The sequence below is a fragment of the Photorhabdus thracensis genome, from assembly GCF_001010285.1.
In the GTDB taxonomy this organism is placed as follows: Bacteria; Pseudomonadota; Gammaproteobacteria; order Enterobacterales; family Enterobacteriaceae; genus Photorhabdus; species Photorhabdus temperata.
On record NZ_CP011104.1, the window covers coordinates 68859 to 87788 of the forward strand.

The 18930-nt window shown below is 52.8% G+C and carries 2 protein-coding genes and 2 pseudogenes; 3 read left to right on the forward strand and 1 reads right to left on the reverse strand.

The window, feature by feature from the left end; all coding sequences use genetic code 11:
- Nucleotides 1–26 precede the first annotated feature (26 nt).
- Nucleotides 27–230, reverse strand: a pseudogene (locus VY86_RS00230) (IS630 family transposase); the annotation flags it as partial.
- Between the two features lie 1172 nt (nucleotides 231–1402).
- On the opposite strand from VY86_RS00230, the gene VY86_RS00235 reads away from it, so the two are divergent.
- The 3 genes and pseudogenes from VY86_RS00235 to VY86_RS00245 all read left to right on the forward strand — a co-directional run.
- Nucleotides 1403–11344: a non-ribosomal peptide synthetase gene (locus tag VY86_RS00235; RefSeq protein ID WP_046973491.1), complete on the forward strand. Its 9942-nt coding sequence runs from the start codon at nucleotides 1403–1405 to the stop codon at nucleotides 11342–11344.
- Nucleotides 11345–11951: 607 nt separating this feature from the next.
- The gene (locus tag VY86_RS00240; protein WP_046973492.1) at nucleotides 11952–13628 is read left to right on the forward strand and encodes a ShlB/FhaC/HecB family hemolysin secretion/activation protein; all 1677 of its coding nucleotides are present in this window, start codon (nucleotides 11952–11954) and stop codon (nucleotides 13626–13628) included.
- 49 nt (nucleotides 13629–13677) lie between these two features.
- Nucleotides 13678–18921, forward strand: a pseudogene (locus tag VY86_RS00245) (two-partner secretion domain-containing protein); the annotation flags it as partial.
- Nucleotides 18922–18930: the final 9 nt, after the last annotated feature.

Here is an 18930-nt window from a genome sequence, read left to right on the forward strand (position 1 = left end):
AGCAAGGTGAGTTCACCGGACGTTTACGGTGTCACGATACGTTTTTGCTGTCCTTTTAAATACCCGTCAGCACCGATTTTTGGATTTAGCTCAATATCGGCTTCATCTTCATAAAAAATGGGATGTTTTGCCGAGCACGTTGACAACGCCTCGGTAATTTTCGCCATTTTTTCAGGGTATTCGGGATCGAGTAATTTAAGCGTCGGCGCTGCCCTTCGCCAAACGATCCCCATTTATCCAGCGATTGACGGAAGAACGACCGGCACAAAGGGTTCTGGCGACCTGTGACTGTGAGACAGACATCGTCCGTTTAGTGGTTTGGGATTTTTTGCATATTGATCAGATCGCAAAAATTGGACTGAGTTCCCTCCAAGTGATCTACTATTTTGAAAAATTATTTATAATAATAGCAATATATTTATTGATAGTAATGTATTTAAATTATCTTGATTCAATAATATCTTATTTTTATTGGGATAATGAGTGTTAATAAATATGAAAAACAGGTTAATATAATCGTTTATTTATTTTTAGGTATTTTTGAATTAATAAATGTTAAATGAATTGTTTATTTATACGATGCGAAATTAAATATCCATGAGTATCAGATAAATCACATTGTTTATTGATATAAAATAATCAACAATGAAGTTATTTAAATTTAAAATTGTTTTGCTGCGGTATGTGATATAATGGGATTTATATTTTATCATGATCTGATTATTACAAGGCAATATGTAATCAAGTTATTTTTAATTTTTTATTCCCTATTTTTTGGTATTTACGTTGCCGGCATTTTTTACTATTGAAAAATAATGTGTTATAAATTATTTTAATCTGATGTTATATTTTGTAAATATTTAATAAGTCTGATTTGGTATTGAAATATACGTTCATTATTAGATTGAAGGAGCTGTTTTTTAGGTGATAATTTGTTTAACTTGTTGATATTATTCTGGTAATTTCATGGTTTGTTTTTGTGATTACTTAATTTTTTTGAAATTATTTTAATTTGGTATTAATGGGAAAGGGATAGAGTATAACATTGATTGGGCATTTATGCATAATTGATGTAGTTGATGGTTCCATTTTAAATTATGGAGTTCAGCGTCAGACAATAAAAATTGCATAAAATTAATCGAATTTATCTAAAAACAGGGACGGAAATGGGATGTTTTATTCCGACTCATAAGATGAATTATTTATTCCTTTATCAGGGAAATTAGCGTCGAAGAATTGCTGATTATAGGGTTATTAGCCGGGCTATGGCATACCGCATCTGAGTGTTTTGAATTAATGTCAGACGTATCGGCTTCTATTTCTTGGGGGCAAAAACATGGGTGATGACTGTCAGAAATGACAGTTTTCAAAAATCTAACAGATTCGTTGAGGTATATGATAGATGAAAGATAACATTGCTAAAGTGGGAAATGTTCTTAAATCTGAATTCCTTTCTCAGACGTCAGAAAACATAATCGACTCAAATTATGCGTCACCACAGACTCAAAATACAAAGAATATCCTCCAGACCCTCACACCCAGTGAATTATTCTGGTATGAGCGCCTGACTGTTTTGCAACCATTCCAGTTACCCTTCGAAACCGCAGGAGAACAAGCGGAACCCAGATGGGCAATGAGTCTTTGGCAGCCCCCGTTACCAAAAAATGGGGAAGAGGATTCATTGCGGACACTGTTGCAGGCATTTGTGATCTATCTTGCGCGCTTGACTCAGCAGACTGAATTTCAAATCGGTTGGTGCGTGGATGAGGTAAAAGATAAATCAGCAGATTTGGCACCGGTGGTGCCTATGATCATCGAGGTGGCGTTTGATAAGCCGTGGGGGGCGATAGCTGGCTGGATTGATGACGAGCTTACCCTGCTGGCGCGGCACCGGACATTTAGTCGTGATCTCCTCGCCCGTGTTCCTTCATTGCAGGCTATTCCGGCGTTGGTAACCCGCCGGCCGTGGCAGATAGCTGTCTCGGTGATACAGGATGACAGAGAGGGCGATCAGGAGGCGCCCGGCGAATTGCTGACCCTCCAGGTGAATGCGCAGGGCGGTTTTCGCTGGATATACGATGCAAATCGTCTGAGCGGGGAAGTGGTTCAGCGAATGGGTGAGCACTTACAGATGTTGGTATTATCGAAAAGGGGGGATGATGAAATCCCTGTTTGGCAACTGAATTTACTGCCCGAGGCTGAACGTACATTATTGCTAGAGACCTGGAACGCCACGGAAAACCCGTATCCTGACCCGTTATGTATTCATCAGTTGTTTGAACAACAGGCAGAACAAACTCCGCAGGCGACGGCGCTGGTGTATCAGGAACACCCCCTCAGTTATGCGGAGCTGAACGCTCATGCCAATCGGTTAGCTCATCAACTGATTATGTTAGGTGTCACACCAGACCAACGGGTGGCGATTTGTGTGGCACGCTCCCCGGCGATGGTGGTGGGATTGTTAGCGGTGCTGAAAGCCGGTGGCGCTTATGTGCCGTTGGACCCAACCTACCCGGGGGAACGTCTGGCGTATATCCTGAATGATACCGCCCCGGCAGTGGTATTGGCTGATGCGACCGGCCGGGCGGCGCTGGGTGAAGAGGCGCTGGCGGAATTGACGGTACTTGACCCAAATACTCTGCCGGATCAGCCGGACAGTAATCCGCTGGTCCCGGCGTTGACGCCACAGCATCTGGCGTATGTGATTTACACTTCCGGCTCAACCGGGCAGCCGAAAGGCGTGATGGTAGAGCATCAGGCAATGTATCAGCGTCATCGGGGTTTTAATGATCTCTTTGCCGTCACGGCGCAAGACCGGGTGTTGCAATTTGCCTCTTTCGCTTTTGATGTTTCAATAGAAGAATTATTCTCGTCATTATGCAACGGCGCCACACTGGTGATGCGGGATGATAGCTGGCTGGCGTCGGTGCCGGAATTTATTGCCTTAGTCCGGCAAAGCCGTATCTCAGTGATGTCTCTGCCTGCGTTGTTCTGGTCAGAACTGATAGCCGGAGGCCATGAATTATCGCTGCCGGATTGCCTCAGGCTCGTCATCATTGGGGGAGAAGCGGTCAAAAAGAGCGCCATTCAGGATTGGTTTACGCGGGAAATCCATCGACCCCAACTATTGAACGCTTATGGTCCGACGGAAAATACCGTGACGGCGACTTGTAAGGAAATATTATCCCAGGCAGATGATAATTCTATCGGTCGGCCGGTTAAGAATACCTGCGTTTACCTGCTGGACAGATATGGTCAACCGGTCCCATTAGGCTGCATTGGTGAAATGTATATTGGCGGCGTTGGGGTGGCACGGGGTTATCTTAACCGGCCGGAATTGAGCGCGGAACGTTTTATAGCGGATCCCTTTAGCCCGGTAGCGGGTGCGCGGATGTATCGCTCTGGGGATTTGGCCCGTTACTTGCCGAACGGTGATCTGGAATTCCTGGGCCGTAACGACGAGCAGGTTAAAATCCGCGGCTTCCGGATTGAGCCGGGGGAGATTGAAACCCGTTTGATGGAACACCCGGCAGTGCAAGAGGCAGTGGTGTTGGCGCTGGATGGTGGGCAGGACAAACGTTTGGTCGCCTATGTGGCAGCGCAGGCACATGAGGGGTTGGCTGTCAGTTTGCGTGAACATCTGAGTGCGGTTTTACCTGACTATATGGTCCCGGCAGCTTTTGTGCGTCTGGATACCTTCCCACAGACCCCTAGTGGTAAGTTGGATCGCCGGGCATTACCGGCACCGGGGGAGGATGATTTTGCCCGGCAGATTTACGAAGCGCCACAAGGGGAGGCAGAGATCGCCCTTGCCGCCCTTTGGCGTGAGTTATTGGGCATTGAGCAGATAAGCCGGCATGATAGCTTCTTTGCGTTGGGCGGTCATTCACTGCTTGGCGTGCAGATGATTGAACGCCTGCGTCACCAGGGGTTGACACTGACGGCGCGTGATCTGTTCCAATCGCCAGTGTTGTCAAAACTGGCTCAAACGTTGGGGCAGCACCAGGCCATAATGATACCTGCTAATGTCATTACGCCAGCGACGACGACACTCACGCCGGCGATGTTGCCGCTGATCGATCTGACTCAGGCTGATATTGATCATATTGTCAGGCAGGTGCCGGGCGGGATGGAAAATATTCAGGATATCTATGGGTTGTCGCCATTGCAGGACGGTATCCTGTTCCATCATTTGTTGACAAAGGAAGGCGATCCATACTTATTGCTCTATCCGGTGGCCTTTGCTAACCGCGCTCTGCTGGACCGCTATCTGGACGCAGTGCAACAGGCGGTTAATCGCCATGACATCCTGCGCACTTCTTTTCTCTGGGAAGGATTGTCAGTGCCGGCGCAGGTGGTCTGGCGCCGGGCGCAGTTGTCAGTGACTGAACTGACGCTGGACCCGGCTAACGGTCCGGTCATTGATCAATTAACCCGGCGTTTTGACCCAAGTCAGCATCGTCTTGACCTGAGTCAGGCCCCGCTATTGCGTTTTGTGATCGCCCAGGAAACCGATGGCCGCTGGTTTTTATTGGAGTTGCTGCATCACTTGATCGGCGACCACGAAACAATGGAAGTGATGAACCGTGAAGTGCAGGCGCATTTTTCCGGACAGGAGGATCGCCTGCCTGATCCGGTGCCGTTCCGCAATTTGGTGGCTGAGGCACGGTTGGGAGTGAGTCAGGAAGCGCATACCCGTTTCTTTACCGACATGTTAGCGGAGGTGGATGAGCCGACGCTGCCGTTCGGATTGGCGGACGTGCATCTTGATGGATCTCAAGAGGTAGGTTCCTATCGGCTGCTGACGGCTGAGTTGAATGACAGTCTGCGCAGTTTGGCCCGGCGCTTGAGCGTCAGTCTGGCAGCGTTGTGTCATCTGGCCTGGGCGCAGGTATTGTCGCGTACCAGCGGACAGGAGAAAGCGGTGTTCGGTACCGTGCTGTTTGGCCGTATGGCGGTGGGGGAAGGGGCTGACAGTGGCATGGGGCTGTTTATTAATACCCTGCCGTTACGGTTGGATATTGATGAAACCCCGGTACGGGACAGTGTGCGGGCGGTGCATCTGAGGTTGGCTGGGTTGCTGGAACATGAACATGCGTCACTGGCGTTGGCCCAGCGGTGCAGTGGGGTTGTCAGCGGTACGCCCCTCTTTAGCGCTCTGTTGAACTACCGGCATAATTACCAGCCGGATCCTTTGGATGAAACGATGGCCGGGATTGAATTCTTAGGTGAACAGGAGCAGACCAACTACCCGTTTGAGCTGTCGGTGGAGGATGGGGGCACCACGCTAGGACTGACGGCTAATGTGGTGCAACCGTTTGATCCGGACAGGATATGCGGTTATATGCAGCAGGCGTTGGAGAGTTTGGTTGAGACACTTGAGCGGGCTCCCGAAACTCCAGTACGGGCGTTGAACATCTTGCCTGAAACAGAACGCACGTTGTTGCTGGAAACCTGGAATACCACAGAAACTTCCTATCCTGAGGCGTTATGCATTCATCAGTTGTTTGAACAACGGACAGAGCAAACCCCGCAGGCGACGGCGCTGGTGTATCAAGAACAGACTCTGAGTTATGCCGAATTAAATGTTTGCGCTAACCGTTTGGCCCATCAACTGATTGCGCTGGGTGTTACACCCGACCAGCCGGTAGCAATTTGCGTGGCCCGCTCCCCAGCGATGGTGGTGGCGTTATTAGCCGTGTTGAAAGCCGGCGGCGCTTATGTGCCGCTGGACTCAACTTATCCGGGGGAACGTCTGGTGTATATCCTGAATGATACGGCGCCGTCAGTGGTGTTGGCTGATGCGACCGGCTGGGCGGCGCTGGGTGAGGAGGCGCTGGCGGGGTTGACGGTACTTGACCCGAATACGTTGCCGGACCAGCCGGACAGTAACCCGCAGGTCCCGGCGTTGACGCCTCAGCACCTGGCGTATGTGATTTACACCTCCGGCTCAACCGGGCAGCCGAAGGGGGTGATGGTAGAACATCAGGCGATTTATCAACGGTATCTGGGCTTTAATGACACCTATGCTGTCACGGCACAAGACCGGGTGTTGCAATTTGCCGCTTTTGCCTTTGATGTTTCCGTTGAAGAATTTTTCTCGTCATTATGCAACGGTGCCACGCTGGTGCTGCGGGATGATAGCTGGCTGGCTTCGGTGCCGGAGTTTATTGCCTTAATCCGGCAATATCGTATTACGATTGCTTCTCTGCCGACCTTATTCTGGTCTGAACTGGCGGCCAGAGATGCTGGGTTACCGCTACCGGATTGCCTCCGGCTCATTATCATTGGCGGTGAAGCGGTCAAAAAGAACGCCATTCAGGACTGGTTCAGGCAGGAAGGCCACCGACCCCGGCTATTGAATGGTTATGGTCCGACTGAAAATACCGTGACGGTGACCTATAAAGAGGTGTTATCCCCAGAGGATGACCGTTCTATCGGCCGGCCAGCTAAAAATTCTTGTATTTACCTGTTGGACTCATATGACCAACCTGTGCCATTAGGCTGTGTTGGCGAGATGTATATTGGTGGCGTGGGTGTGGCGCGGGGTTATCTTAATCGCCCTGACTTGACCGCTGAACGTTTCCTTATGGATCCGTTTAACGATAAACCGGATGCACGCATGTACCGTACCGGGGATTTGGCCCGTTACCTGCCGGACGGTGACCTGGAATTCCTGGGACGCAACGACCAACAGGTCAAAATCCGTGGTTTCCGGGTTGAGCTGGGGGAAATTGAAACCCGACTGGTGGAACATCCAGAGGTGCATGAGGCGGCAGTGTTGGCGTTGGATAATGGACAGGGTAAACGGTTGGTTGCCTATGTCGCCGCGGAGGAGCAAGAAGGGTTGACAGTCCTTTTGAGCGAACACTTGAGGGGAGTTTTACCCGACTATATGATCCCGGTGGCCTTTGTGCGTCTGGATACCTTCCCGGAGACCCCGAATGGCAAGTTGGATCGCCGTGCGTTACCGGCGCCGGGGGAGGAAGCGTTTGCCCGTCAGGTCTATGAAGCCCCGCAAGGGGAGACTGAGATCACTCTGGCAGCTATTTGGCGTGAATTATTGGGCATTGAGCAGATAAGCCGGCATGACAGCTTTTTTGCGTTGGGCGGCCATTCACTGCTCGCTGTGCGGATGATTGAACGCCTGCGTCGCCAGGGGTTGACATTGGTGGCGCGTGATCTGTTCCAGTCGCCGGTGCTGTCAGAATTGGCTCAAACGTTGGGGCGGCATCAAGCTATGAGGGTACCGCCCAATATCATTACGCCAGCGACAACGAAACTTACGCCGGCGATGTTGCCACTGATTGATCTGACTCAGCCTGAGATTGATCGCATTGTTGGGCAGGTGCCTGGCGGGATGGCGAATATTCAGGATATCTATGCGCTGTCGCCGTTACAGGACGGTATTCTGTTCCACCATCTGTTGGAAAAGGAAGGCGACCCGTACCTGCTGCTCTATCCGGTGGTCTTTGCTAACCGCGCTCTGCTGGACCGTTATCTGGCGGCAGTGCAACAGGCGATTGATCGCCATGATATCCTGCGTACGGCTTTCATCTGGGAAGGATTATCAGTGCCAGCTCAGGTGGTTTGGCGTCAGGCGACCTTGCCGGTAACTGAACTGACACTAGACCCGGCTGATGGCCCGGTCATTGACCAGTTAACCCAGCGTTTTGATCCGGGTCACTATCGTCTCGACCTGAGTCAGGCTCCGCTCCTGCGTTTTGTTATCGCCCAGGAAACTGATGGTCGCTGGTTCTTATTGGAATTGCAGCATCACTTGATCGGCGACCATGAAACGATGGAAGTGATGAACCGTGAGGTTCAGGCCTATTTTTCCGGGCAGGAGGACCCTCTGCCTGACCCGGTCCCGTTCCGCAATCTGGTGGCTGAAGCCCGGTTGGGAGTGAGTCAGGCCGAGCATACCCGCTTCTTTACCGACATGTTGGCGGAGGTGGATGAGCCAACGTTGCCGCTCGGGCTGACGGAGGTATATCGTGATGGATCTCAGATGACGGAAGCCCATCGGATGCTGACCACTGGGTTAAATAACCGCCTGCGTAGTCAGGCCCGGCGTTTGGGCATCAGTTTGGCGGCGTTGTGCCATCTGGCCTGGGCGCAGGTATTGTCGCACACCAGCGGGCAGGAGAAAGTCGTGTTCGGTACCGTCCTGTTTGGGCGGATGCAGGCAGGTGAAGGTGCCGACAACGGTATGGGGTTGTTTATCAATACCCTGCCGTTACGCCTGGATATTGATGAGACCCCGGTACAGGACAGTGTACAGGCAGCTCATAGCCGGCTGGCCGGATTATTGGGGCATGAGCATGCTTCACTGGCGCTGGCTCAGCGGTGCAGTGGGGTTGCCAGCGGTACGTCGCTCTTTAATACCTTGTTCAACTATCGACATAATTCTCAGCTGGTGACTCCGGATGAAACGATGGACGGGATTGAGTTCCTGGACACACAGGAGCGGACTAACTACCCATTAGGACTGTCGGTGGAGGATGATGGTTCTACTTTGGGGCTAACTGCTCTGGTGGTGCAACCGTTTGATCCGGACCGGATATGCGGTTATATGCAGCAAGCGCTGGAAAGTTTGATCGAGGCGCTTGAACAAGCTCCGGAAACACCGGTACGGTCACTGAACATCCTGCCGGAAACGGAACGCACGCTGTTGCTGGAAACCTGGAACGCCACGGAAACCCCGTATCCTGACGCGTTATGTATTCATCAGTTGTTTGAACAACAGGTAGAGCAAACCCCTCAGGCGACGGCACTGGTGTATCAGGAGCAGATCCTCAGTTATGCTGAATTAAATGCCCGCGCCAACCGTCTGGCTCATCAACTGATTGCGCAGGGCGTCGTACCCGACCAGCGGGTGGCGATTTGCGTGGCTCGCTCCCCGGCGATAGTGGTGGCGCTGCTGGCGGTGCTGAAAGCTGGCGGTGCTTATGTACCACTGGATCCAACCTATCCGGAAGAGCGTCTGGCGTATATCCTGAATGATACGGCCCCGGCAGTGGTCTTGGCTGATGAAACCGGACGAGTCGCGCTGGGCGAAGAAGCGCTGGCCGGGCTGACGGTACTTGATCCAAATACTTTGCCTGACCAGCCGGACAGCAACCCGCAGGTTCCTGCGTTGACGCCACAGCATCTGATTTATGTCATCTATACTTCTGGCTCAACTGGGCAGCCGAAAGGGGTGATGGTGGAACATCAGGCGGTGTATCAACGTCATCTGGGTTTTAATGATCTCTATGCTGTCACGGCGCAAGACCGGATGCTGCAATTCGCCTCTTTTGCTTTTGATGTTTCAGTGGAAGAACTTTTCTCGTCATTATGCAACGGCGCGACGCTGGTGATGCGTGATGATAGCTGGTTAGGCTCTGCACAGGAGTTTATTGCTTTAGCCTGGCAAAACCATATTACGGTGATATCTCTGCCTGCGTTATTTTGGTCCGAACTGATTGCCAGAGACAATCCATCACCGCTGCCGGATTGCCTCCGGCTCATCATTATTGGTGGTGAGGAGGTCAAAAAGAGCGCCATTCAGGACTGGTTTACGCGGGAAACCCATCGACCCCGGTTATTGAACGCTTATGGTCCGACGGAAAATACCGTGACTGCGACCTGTAAGGCGGTGTTATCCCCTGTGGATGATAGCTCTATTGGTCGGCCGGTTAAAAATACCTGCGTCTATTTGTTGGACAGAGACGGTCAACCGGTGCCATTAGGCTGCATTGGAGAAATGTATATTGGTGGCGTCGGTGTAGCGCGCGGTTATCTTAACCAGCCGGAATTGAGCGCGGAACATTTTATACCTGATCCTTTTAGTCCGATATCCGGTGCGCGGATGTATCGCACTGGGGATTTGGCCCGCTATCTGCCGGACGGTAACCTGGAATTCCTCGGCCGTAATGACCATCAGGTGAAAATCCGCGGCTTCCGTATTGAACTGGGAGAGATTGAAACCCGGCTGGTGGAACACCCGGCGGTACAAGAGGCGGCGGTGCTGGTGCGGGAAGATGGGCAGGACAAGCATCTGGTCGCTTATGTGGTGGCGGAAAAGGCGGAAAAGAGTGATGGGTTGGCAGCCCGTTTGCGTGAACATTTGAGTGCGATTTTACCTGATTATATGGTGCCGTCGGCTTTTGTGCGTTTGGATGCCTTTCCGTTGACGCCAAACGGCAAACTGGACCGTCAGGGCTTACCCGCACCGGACGAAGAGGCGTTTGTCCGTCAGGCTTACGCAGCGCCACAAGGCGAAACAGAAACCGTATTGGCGGCGATTTGGTGTGAATTGCTGGGGATTGAGCAGGTCAGCCGGCATGACAACTTCTTCGCGCTGGGGGGCCACTCACTGCTCGCCATGCGAATGACCAATCTTGCCGTAGGCCGGGGTTTGATTTGTACATTGAATGCCTTGTTCCAATTTCCGGTGCTGGCCGAATTGGCAGCGAAAATCACCTCAGATTTGCTGTCTCAGCCGCAATGTGTTGCCATCACAGTGCGACCTGCCGGGACAGGTCTGCCACTGTTCTTTGTTCCCAGTGGGATGGGTGACTATTCCTATGTCTTCGGGTTGGCTCAACATATCCAGTCAGGTTATCCGATTTATGCGCTACCCTGGCCGTTCATCAGTGAAGAACCGATGTCGACAGTGGAAGAGCAGGCGGTCAGAATGATCAGCTTGATGAAAGCGGTTCAACCGACAGGTCCGTACCGGATAAGTGGTTACTCTTCCGGCGGTATATTGGCTTACGCCATTGTCCAGCGGCTTTTGCATGCCGGTGAGACGGTGAACTTCCTGGGGCTGATTGATACTCCGGCTCCTCATTATTTTGGGGAGCAGCCTGTACAACCCAAACATCAGTTCTTGACTGAGCTAGTCAGGCAGTCAGGGGAGGAACACTCAGAAGAAGTTGCAGCATTGTACCGGCGAATTGATGAGCTGAGTTTGGTGCAATTTATTGAAGCGGCACAGGAATTGGCGTTATACCCTGCCAATCTGCGCCCTGATTTAATTGCCAAACGTTGGGAGCAGATAGAGTGTTATGCGCAAATAGTCAGAGAGTATGAACCGCAGGTATTAGCGTTAACGTTGCATCAGTTTTATGCGATAGAACCTTACCCCTCCAGTTTTTTTGTCACGGATGAAAAACCGGACCTCTTAAGTGCAGACCTATCATTAGGCTGGGCAAAGGTCATGCCTGACTCTTCACTGCAGTTGATTGCTATTTCGGGTGATCATTTTAGTTTGTTGGAGGATAAGGAACATAGAATCGCTTTAGCTCATGCTCTGAATAAGGCATTGGCAATGCATTGTGATGAGGAGATGCCGTAATACTGATATATTAATCAATATAGAATAATTTAATATTAATATGATAATCCGGTATATATTGTTTATGCCGGATTTTTTATAGTGCGCCGGCATGGCGCGCAGCACTGTGACAGGCGCTATCTGTTGACTGTGGTAGTCAGGCAGATGATAAAAAACCGGATGTTGCTCTGAGGCGTTGGATAAGGCTTCCGTGATTTTTGCCATAGCAAGAACGTAGGTAGCCAAATTGTTGTAGCGAATGTTGGTAAACCAGTTTATCTATTCAACGAGTTACAGGGATAAAAAAGCCATAGTTTTTCCGATGGTTTTTTCCGCAGTCAAATTAAATTATGTGATTTAAATCACAAAAATAAACAAAAAACAAAACTATTTTGAAATTATTACCATTAATTATTAAATGATTAATATTAATCTATTTTTTATATGATTAGTAACATTTTAATAACATGGGTTTATTTTTTGTATAAAAATATAATGCCTTGTTTTTGTTATTATCTTATTTAATCAACCCCCAATTTAGTTGCCCAGTTGATTATTAGCCACAAATATTGATCACTAAGTGCAATGGGTGGTTAATACTGCTTCGAAATGGTGGGATAGAAAGACAATGAAAAGCAGTAGTTGGGTGTTTACGGTTTTTTGTAGCGTGATTACAGGCAACCAAGCCGCAGACCGGTTAGAACAACAGTCAGAACAACAACTGATCCATCAACAGGCACGTCAGCAAGCGCTGGAGGCTCAATTAGCCCCACCCCCTGCGGATGTTCGCCTGTCTGTACCCGAAAAAGCGGTGTCATCCACATTCCCAATGGAAACACCGTGTTTTCCCATCACCCATGTTGTATTGGCAGGCACCGAAAATTTCCCGCATTGGTTACCGTTCAGGCATGTTGCCCAACAGAGCGAAAACCATTGCCTCGGTGATAAAGGCATTAGCCGGCTGATGACCCAATTGCAAGATCAGCTCATCAATCATGGCTATGTCACCAGCCGGGTTCTGGCTCCTCGTCAGGATCTGCATACCCAAACCTTAAAATTGGTAGTGACACCGGGCAGAATCCGGCATATCCGCTATACCCCGGACAGCGGCCATTACATTCAACGCTTCACGCCATTCCCCGCCCGTGAAGGCAAGCTGCTGGATTTACGGGATATTGAGCAGGGATTGGAAAATCTGCAACGTTTTCCAACTGTTCAGGCAGAGATGAACATTGTCCCGGCAGAGCAACCGGGGGAAAGCGATATTGTGCTGGACTGGCGTCAGTCACGGCACTGGCGAGTCGCCACTTATCTGGATGATACCGGTTCCAAAAGCACCGGGCGTTATCAAGGCGGATTCACCTTTTTTCTGGATAACCCGCTGGCGCTAAGCGACCTGTTCTACCTCTCCGGGGGACGCGATATTCACGCGTCTGCCGGGAAAGGCAGCCAAAACGACACGCTCTATTACTCCCTGCCCTTTGGCTACTGGATGGCGAGCGTGACGGCCAGTCATTACGATTATACCCAGACGATAGCCGGGCTGAATCAGGCGATTCAATACCGGGGCAAAAGCAAAAACCTGTCTGTCCAGTTCAGCCGGGTTCTGCACCGTAACGCGGACCAGAAAACCGGGCTTAACGGTGAAATTTATCGTCGGGCATCCCGCCATTTTATTGATAACACGGAAATCGACGTTCAGCGCCGGGAAACGGCGGGCTGGAAGCTCGGGCTATCCCATCATCACGTTATTGGCAGTGCGACGCTGGATGCCAGGGTGACTTACCAACAGGGTATGCGTTGGTTTGGCGCGCAACCTGCGCCGGAAGAGTATCGCAATGAAGGGACCGCTTTACCCAAAATCACCCAATTCTCGGCGACGCTTGCCGGGCCGTTAACGCTGTTTTCCCAGCCCTTTTCTTATCAGACCCAGTATCTGCGCCAGATAAGCGCCAGCCCATTGACGCCCCAGGATCGATTTTCAATCGGCGGCCGCTGGACGGTACGCGGCTTTGATGGCGAGTTGACCTTATCCGCTGATCGGGGTTGGTACAGCCGTAATGAACTGGACTGGCAAACCCCGCTGAAAGGGCAATCGCTGTATCTGGCAATGGATTATGGCGAAGTGGGCGGTCGGGGCAGTGACGCTCTGCTCGGAAAACACCTGGCGGGGAGTGCCCTGGGCTGGCGCGGCAGCCTGAAAGGCGTGAGCTACGACTTGTTTGTCGGTGTCCCGCTGTCCAAACCCGCCGGTTTCCAAACTTCCCCCGTCACGGCCGGATTCAACCTGTATTGGCAGTACTAATCAGAATAACAACGCTGCCAGCGTGTAGCGTGTGAGTGGAGCAAACGTCATGAACAAGCAGTTGTATCGTATTATCTTTAATCAGGCCCGCCAGATGTGGATGGTGGTAGCAGAGATTGCACGTGCCGGACGGGGACAAACAGCACACCGCGCTCGTCGCCCGTCTTCACCACGGTGTCGTTGCCGGCTTACTGTGCTACGATTCAATCTTTTGTTAGCCCTTGGCGGAATTTCGCTCACCGCACAGGCGAACATTGTGGCGGATGGGCAGGCACCGGGCCATCAGCAACCGACGATTATCCACAGCGCCAACGGCACGCCGCAGGTCAATATCCAGACGCCCAGTGCTGATGGCGTTTCCCACAATACCTACCGCCAGTTTGATGTGGATAAACAAGGCGTTATCCTCAATAACAGCGCTAACACCACTCAGACGCAACTCGGTGGGATGGTGGCCGGTAACCCGTGGCTGGCGAAAGGGGAAGCCAACATTATCCTCAATGAAGTCAACAGTCATGACCCCAGTCATTTGAATGGCTGGATTGAAGTGGCTGGCCGCAAAGCGGAGGTGGTTATCGCTAACCCCGCCGGTATCACCTGCAACGGCTGTGGGTTTATCAACGCGCATCGCACCACGCTGACCACCGGTGAGGCGCTGATGGAACAGGGCCGGTTAAAAGGCTTTGATGTCAATCAGGGGGAAGTGCGGATTGACGGGCATGGCATGGACAGCACACAGCAAAGTTACACCGATATTATTGCCCGCTCCGTCGCGATTAACGCCAAATTACATGCGCAAGACCTGAAAGTGACCACCGGACGCAATATTGTGGATGCCGCGCACCAGCAGATTGAAAAAAAATCGGCTGACACTGAAAAGTCCCCGGAGTTTGCGTTGGATGTGGCGGCCCTGGGCGGCATGTATGCCCATAAAATTAGGTTGATAGGCACTGAAGCGGGTGTGGGGGTGCATAACGCCGGTAACATCGGTGCGACGGCGGGTGAAGTGCATATTACCGCGGAGGGCCTGATTGAGAACCGCGGCACCCTCAGCAGCCGGGATGCGTTGCAATTGACTTCTTCCTCCGATGTCACTAACGCAGGCAAATTGCTGTCACAATCGACGGTGAATTTACACACCAAAGGGGGGCTGGATAATCAGGGCCGGGTAGAGGCGCGTAGTGATGCCACTGTCACCGCGGGCACGATACACAGCAGCCATGACAGTGTATGGGCGGCGGGGTTGGATGATAACGGCAACACCACCCGGCCCGGTTCACTGACGTTGACCGCGCAGCACGTTCAGGCTAATGGTAAAAATCTGGCAACCGATACGCTGGCTATCCACAGTCAACAGATTGACCTGAGCGACAGCCAGACTGCGGCCGGACAGATTCAACTCACCGCCGATCAATCGGGGATAAGTACCGCTCATGCTACCGTCAACGCCAACCGTCTGACGGCGAAAACCCCCGGCCAGTTTAACAACGACGGCGGCCAGTTAGTGGCGCGGGAAATCCACCTCACGGCGCCTGATATCTCTAACTTGAAGGGAAAAATTAACCAGACCGGTAGTGGTGAACTAGCGCTCAATACCCGCACTCTGAATAACCGTGAGGGGATGGTATTCAATCAGGGGAAACTGACTCTCACCACTGACCGGCTCGACAACCATCAGGGCACTATTGCCAGTCAGGGCGAGGACCTGCATCTCACAGCACATCAGGCAGATAACACTCAGGGCACCGTGCAACTGGCGGGCAACGGGAAACTGTCACTCAATACCCAACGGTGGCTTGGCAATCAGGGCAAGCTGCTCACCCATGGCGCCCTGACGATACAGGCCGGTGAACTGCAACTGAACGAGGCCGAAACTCAGGCCGGGCAGATTACCGTCAACGCTGACACCCTGAGCCATCAACGCGGTGTGATGCAACAACAGGGCAAAGACACCCTGTCCCTTACCACCCGGCGACTGGATAACCAAAGCGGCACTATTGCGGGTAATGGTAACCTGAACCTGAAGGCAACGACCGTCGATAATCGTCACGGCCACCTTGTGGCCGCCGACCAAGGCTCGCTGGCACTGACCGTCAAAAACACGCTGGACAATCAGTGGGGCAAACTGGCAGCGGGCAACGCGCTCAGGCTCAGCGCTGCCGAACTGAATAATGGTCAGGGGAGCATGGTTGCCGCCGGGGACAGCGCCACCCTCACCATCGGCAAAGCCATTCAAAACGCTAACGGTCATCTTGAAGCCAAAACCCGCCTGACCACCACCAGCCAGACATTAGATAACACCCAGGGCGTGTTGCTGGCACAGCATATCAACAGCCAGACGACCGGACATCCCTTCACCAATACCGCCGGACAGGTGATAGCCGAAGACACCCTGACGGTCAACAGTGGGGAACTGGATAATACGGCGGGGTTGTTACAATCTGGGCGCGAGATGTCCATTGATACTCACGGCCATGGGCTCGCTAATACCCGCAATGCCGACCAAAAAGCAGGCCGGTTGTTAAGCGGCGGGCACTTAACCCTGCGCACCGGCGATGTTGATAACACCGGCGGGATAATCGCGGCGGACGGCAAAACCACCCTGACCAGCACCGCGCTCAATAATACGCAGGGCCAGATAGCCGGAAATGGCGGGCTGGACATTCACAGCCGGCAACTGATAAACCGCGAAGGCACCTTACAATCCGCAGACGCCCTGACTTTGGATACTGACGGGCAGTTACTGGATAACCAGCAGGGGTGTATTCTGAGTGAGGGCACCACCACCGTGACCAGCGGCCCACTGGATAATCGTCAGGGCCACCTTCAGGGCGGGCAACTGGTTATCCATACCGGGCAAGCCGGGGCTGACAATCGGGAGGGTAAACTGTTGTCCGCGGGCCGGTTTGCCCTGACGACCCACGAGCTGGACAATCGTCACGGTCAGGTACAGGCGGTGGGCGACACCACGCTTAACGTGCAGGAAAAAACCGACAACACCGGCGGCCTGATTCGGGGTGGTCAGCAACTCACCCTGAACACCGCTCACCTGATTAACCACGAGACGGCGCAGCCGGATAACGGCGTGGAAGCCCAAAATCTGACGATAAACGCCCAACAGGCCGATAATACCGGGGGCGCTTTACGGGCGGCTCACCACCTGCAAGCGAACATCAGCCAGACGTTGAATAATATCCAGGGACGGGTCTCTGCGGGCAAACAGCTCACGGTCAACAGTGAGGCTCAGCAACCGCATCTGGTGATTCACAATCGACAGGGAACCCTGATTGCCGGGAAACAGGCTGACATTAGCGCCGGGGCCCTGAGCGGGGACGGCCAACTGTTATCGCAGGGCGATATGGCCGTCACGTTAACTGAGGATTTTTACCACACCGGCAACACGGCGGCCAATGGCAATCTGACCCTGAAAACGACCGGCAATATTCTCAATGACCGCCAGATAAAAGCCGGTCAGGCGCTGCATCTTGACGCACAAAATCTTACCAATAGCGCGTCAGGCGAAATCAGCGCCGGACAAACGCAAATCAAGGTTCACGATACCCTGAACAATACCGGATTGATTGACGGTGATCTGACTCATCTCACGGCCAACACCCTGAATAATACGGGCACCGGACGGATTTACGGGGACCAGCTCGCCCTCCAGACGGGCACGTTGAATAACACCGCCCAGGACGGCAAAGCCGCCGTCATTGCGGCGCGTGACCGGCTGGATATCGGCACCGGAACGCTCAACAACCAGCATCATGCGCAGATTTACAGCGTGGGCGACATGCGCATCGGCGGCCGGTTGGATAAGACCCTGACCGCGACCGGTCAGGCGCGTGCGCTCAATAACCACGCCGCGACGATGGAAGCCGGGCGCAATTTGACGATTCAGGCTGACCAGATTCACAACACCAACGCCGGGTTGGTCACCCAGGTCGTCGAAACGGAAAAATCGCCGCATCACGACGCGGTATTGAGCGGACAGACTGCCCGCTATGACTGGTCACAGGTGGACACCGCCCACCGCAACAAATATGGCGTGCACGATGCCATCATGCTGGATGGCAGCCGCAGTAATGACTTTTACGAATATCAATACACCCGCACCGTCAAGGAAACCCAGGTCAAACAGAGTGATCCCGGTAAAATTCTGGCCGGGGGCAATCTGACGCTCAACAGTGCGCAGGTCACCAATCACGACAGCCAAATTGTGGCCGGCGGTGCGCTGGCGGGCAATATTGGCGAACTACACAATATCGCCACGCAAGGTGAACGTATCACCACCGATACCGGCAGCCAGACCCGCTGGTACGCCAAAAAGACCAAACGCTGGCACCGACTCGGCGGCACCAAAACCTCGCAGGGGAAAGATACGCGCGATTATAAACGGGGCCCGGTGACAGAAACCATTGACCTGAACACGCTGGCCTGGCAGGACCATACCCGGCCAGAGGCCGCCGGTACTCCAATAGCGGATCGCCAGACCGGGCAAGTGCAACAGGCTCCCACCGCCGTGAAACCGGTTGCCGGGATAAACACCCCGCCCTTAGTGCTGCCCCCCGGCCAGTCGTTTGAACTGACGTTGCCCCCGGAAACTGTCAAAGGACACACGGTTGACCCGGTCATCCGTGTTATCACGCCCGACACCCGCTTGCCGGATAACAGCCTGTATACCGTACAACCGGGCAGTGACAGCCACTATCTGGTCGAGACCGACCCGAAATTTACCCAGTATAAACAGTGGCTCGGCTCGGACTACATGCGGCAACAACTTACTCACGACCCGGCGCTGGTCCACAAACGCCTGGGCGATGGGTTCTACGAACAGCGGTTGGTGCGCGACCAAATCACCCAACTGACCGGCCGGCGCTATCTGCCCGGTTACAACAACGATGAAGCGCAGTTTAAGGCGTTGATGGATGCCGGTATCGTCTTTGGCAAACAGCAACAGTTAACGCCGGGCGTGGCTTTAAGCCCAGCGCAGATGGCGCTGCTGACCTCGGACATTATCTGGCTGACTAACCAAACCGTGACGCTGCCGGATGGCACTACCGAGGTGGTGACTGTGCCACAGGTTTATGCACGCGTCCGTCAGGGCGACCTGAGCAGTGACGGCACCTTGCTGGCCGGGAATACCGTGGCGCTCAACAGTCAGGGCGATATCACTAACAGCGGCACGATTAGCGGGCGTGACGTCACCCAACTGACGGCCAACAACCTGACCAACAGCGGCTTTATTCGCGGCGGCAAAGTGGATTTGACGGCCCAACAAACGCTCACTAACCCTGTCTCT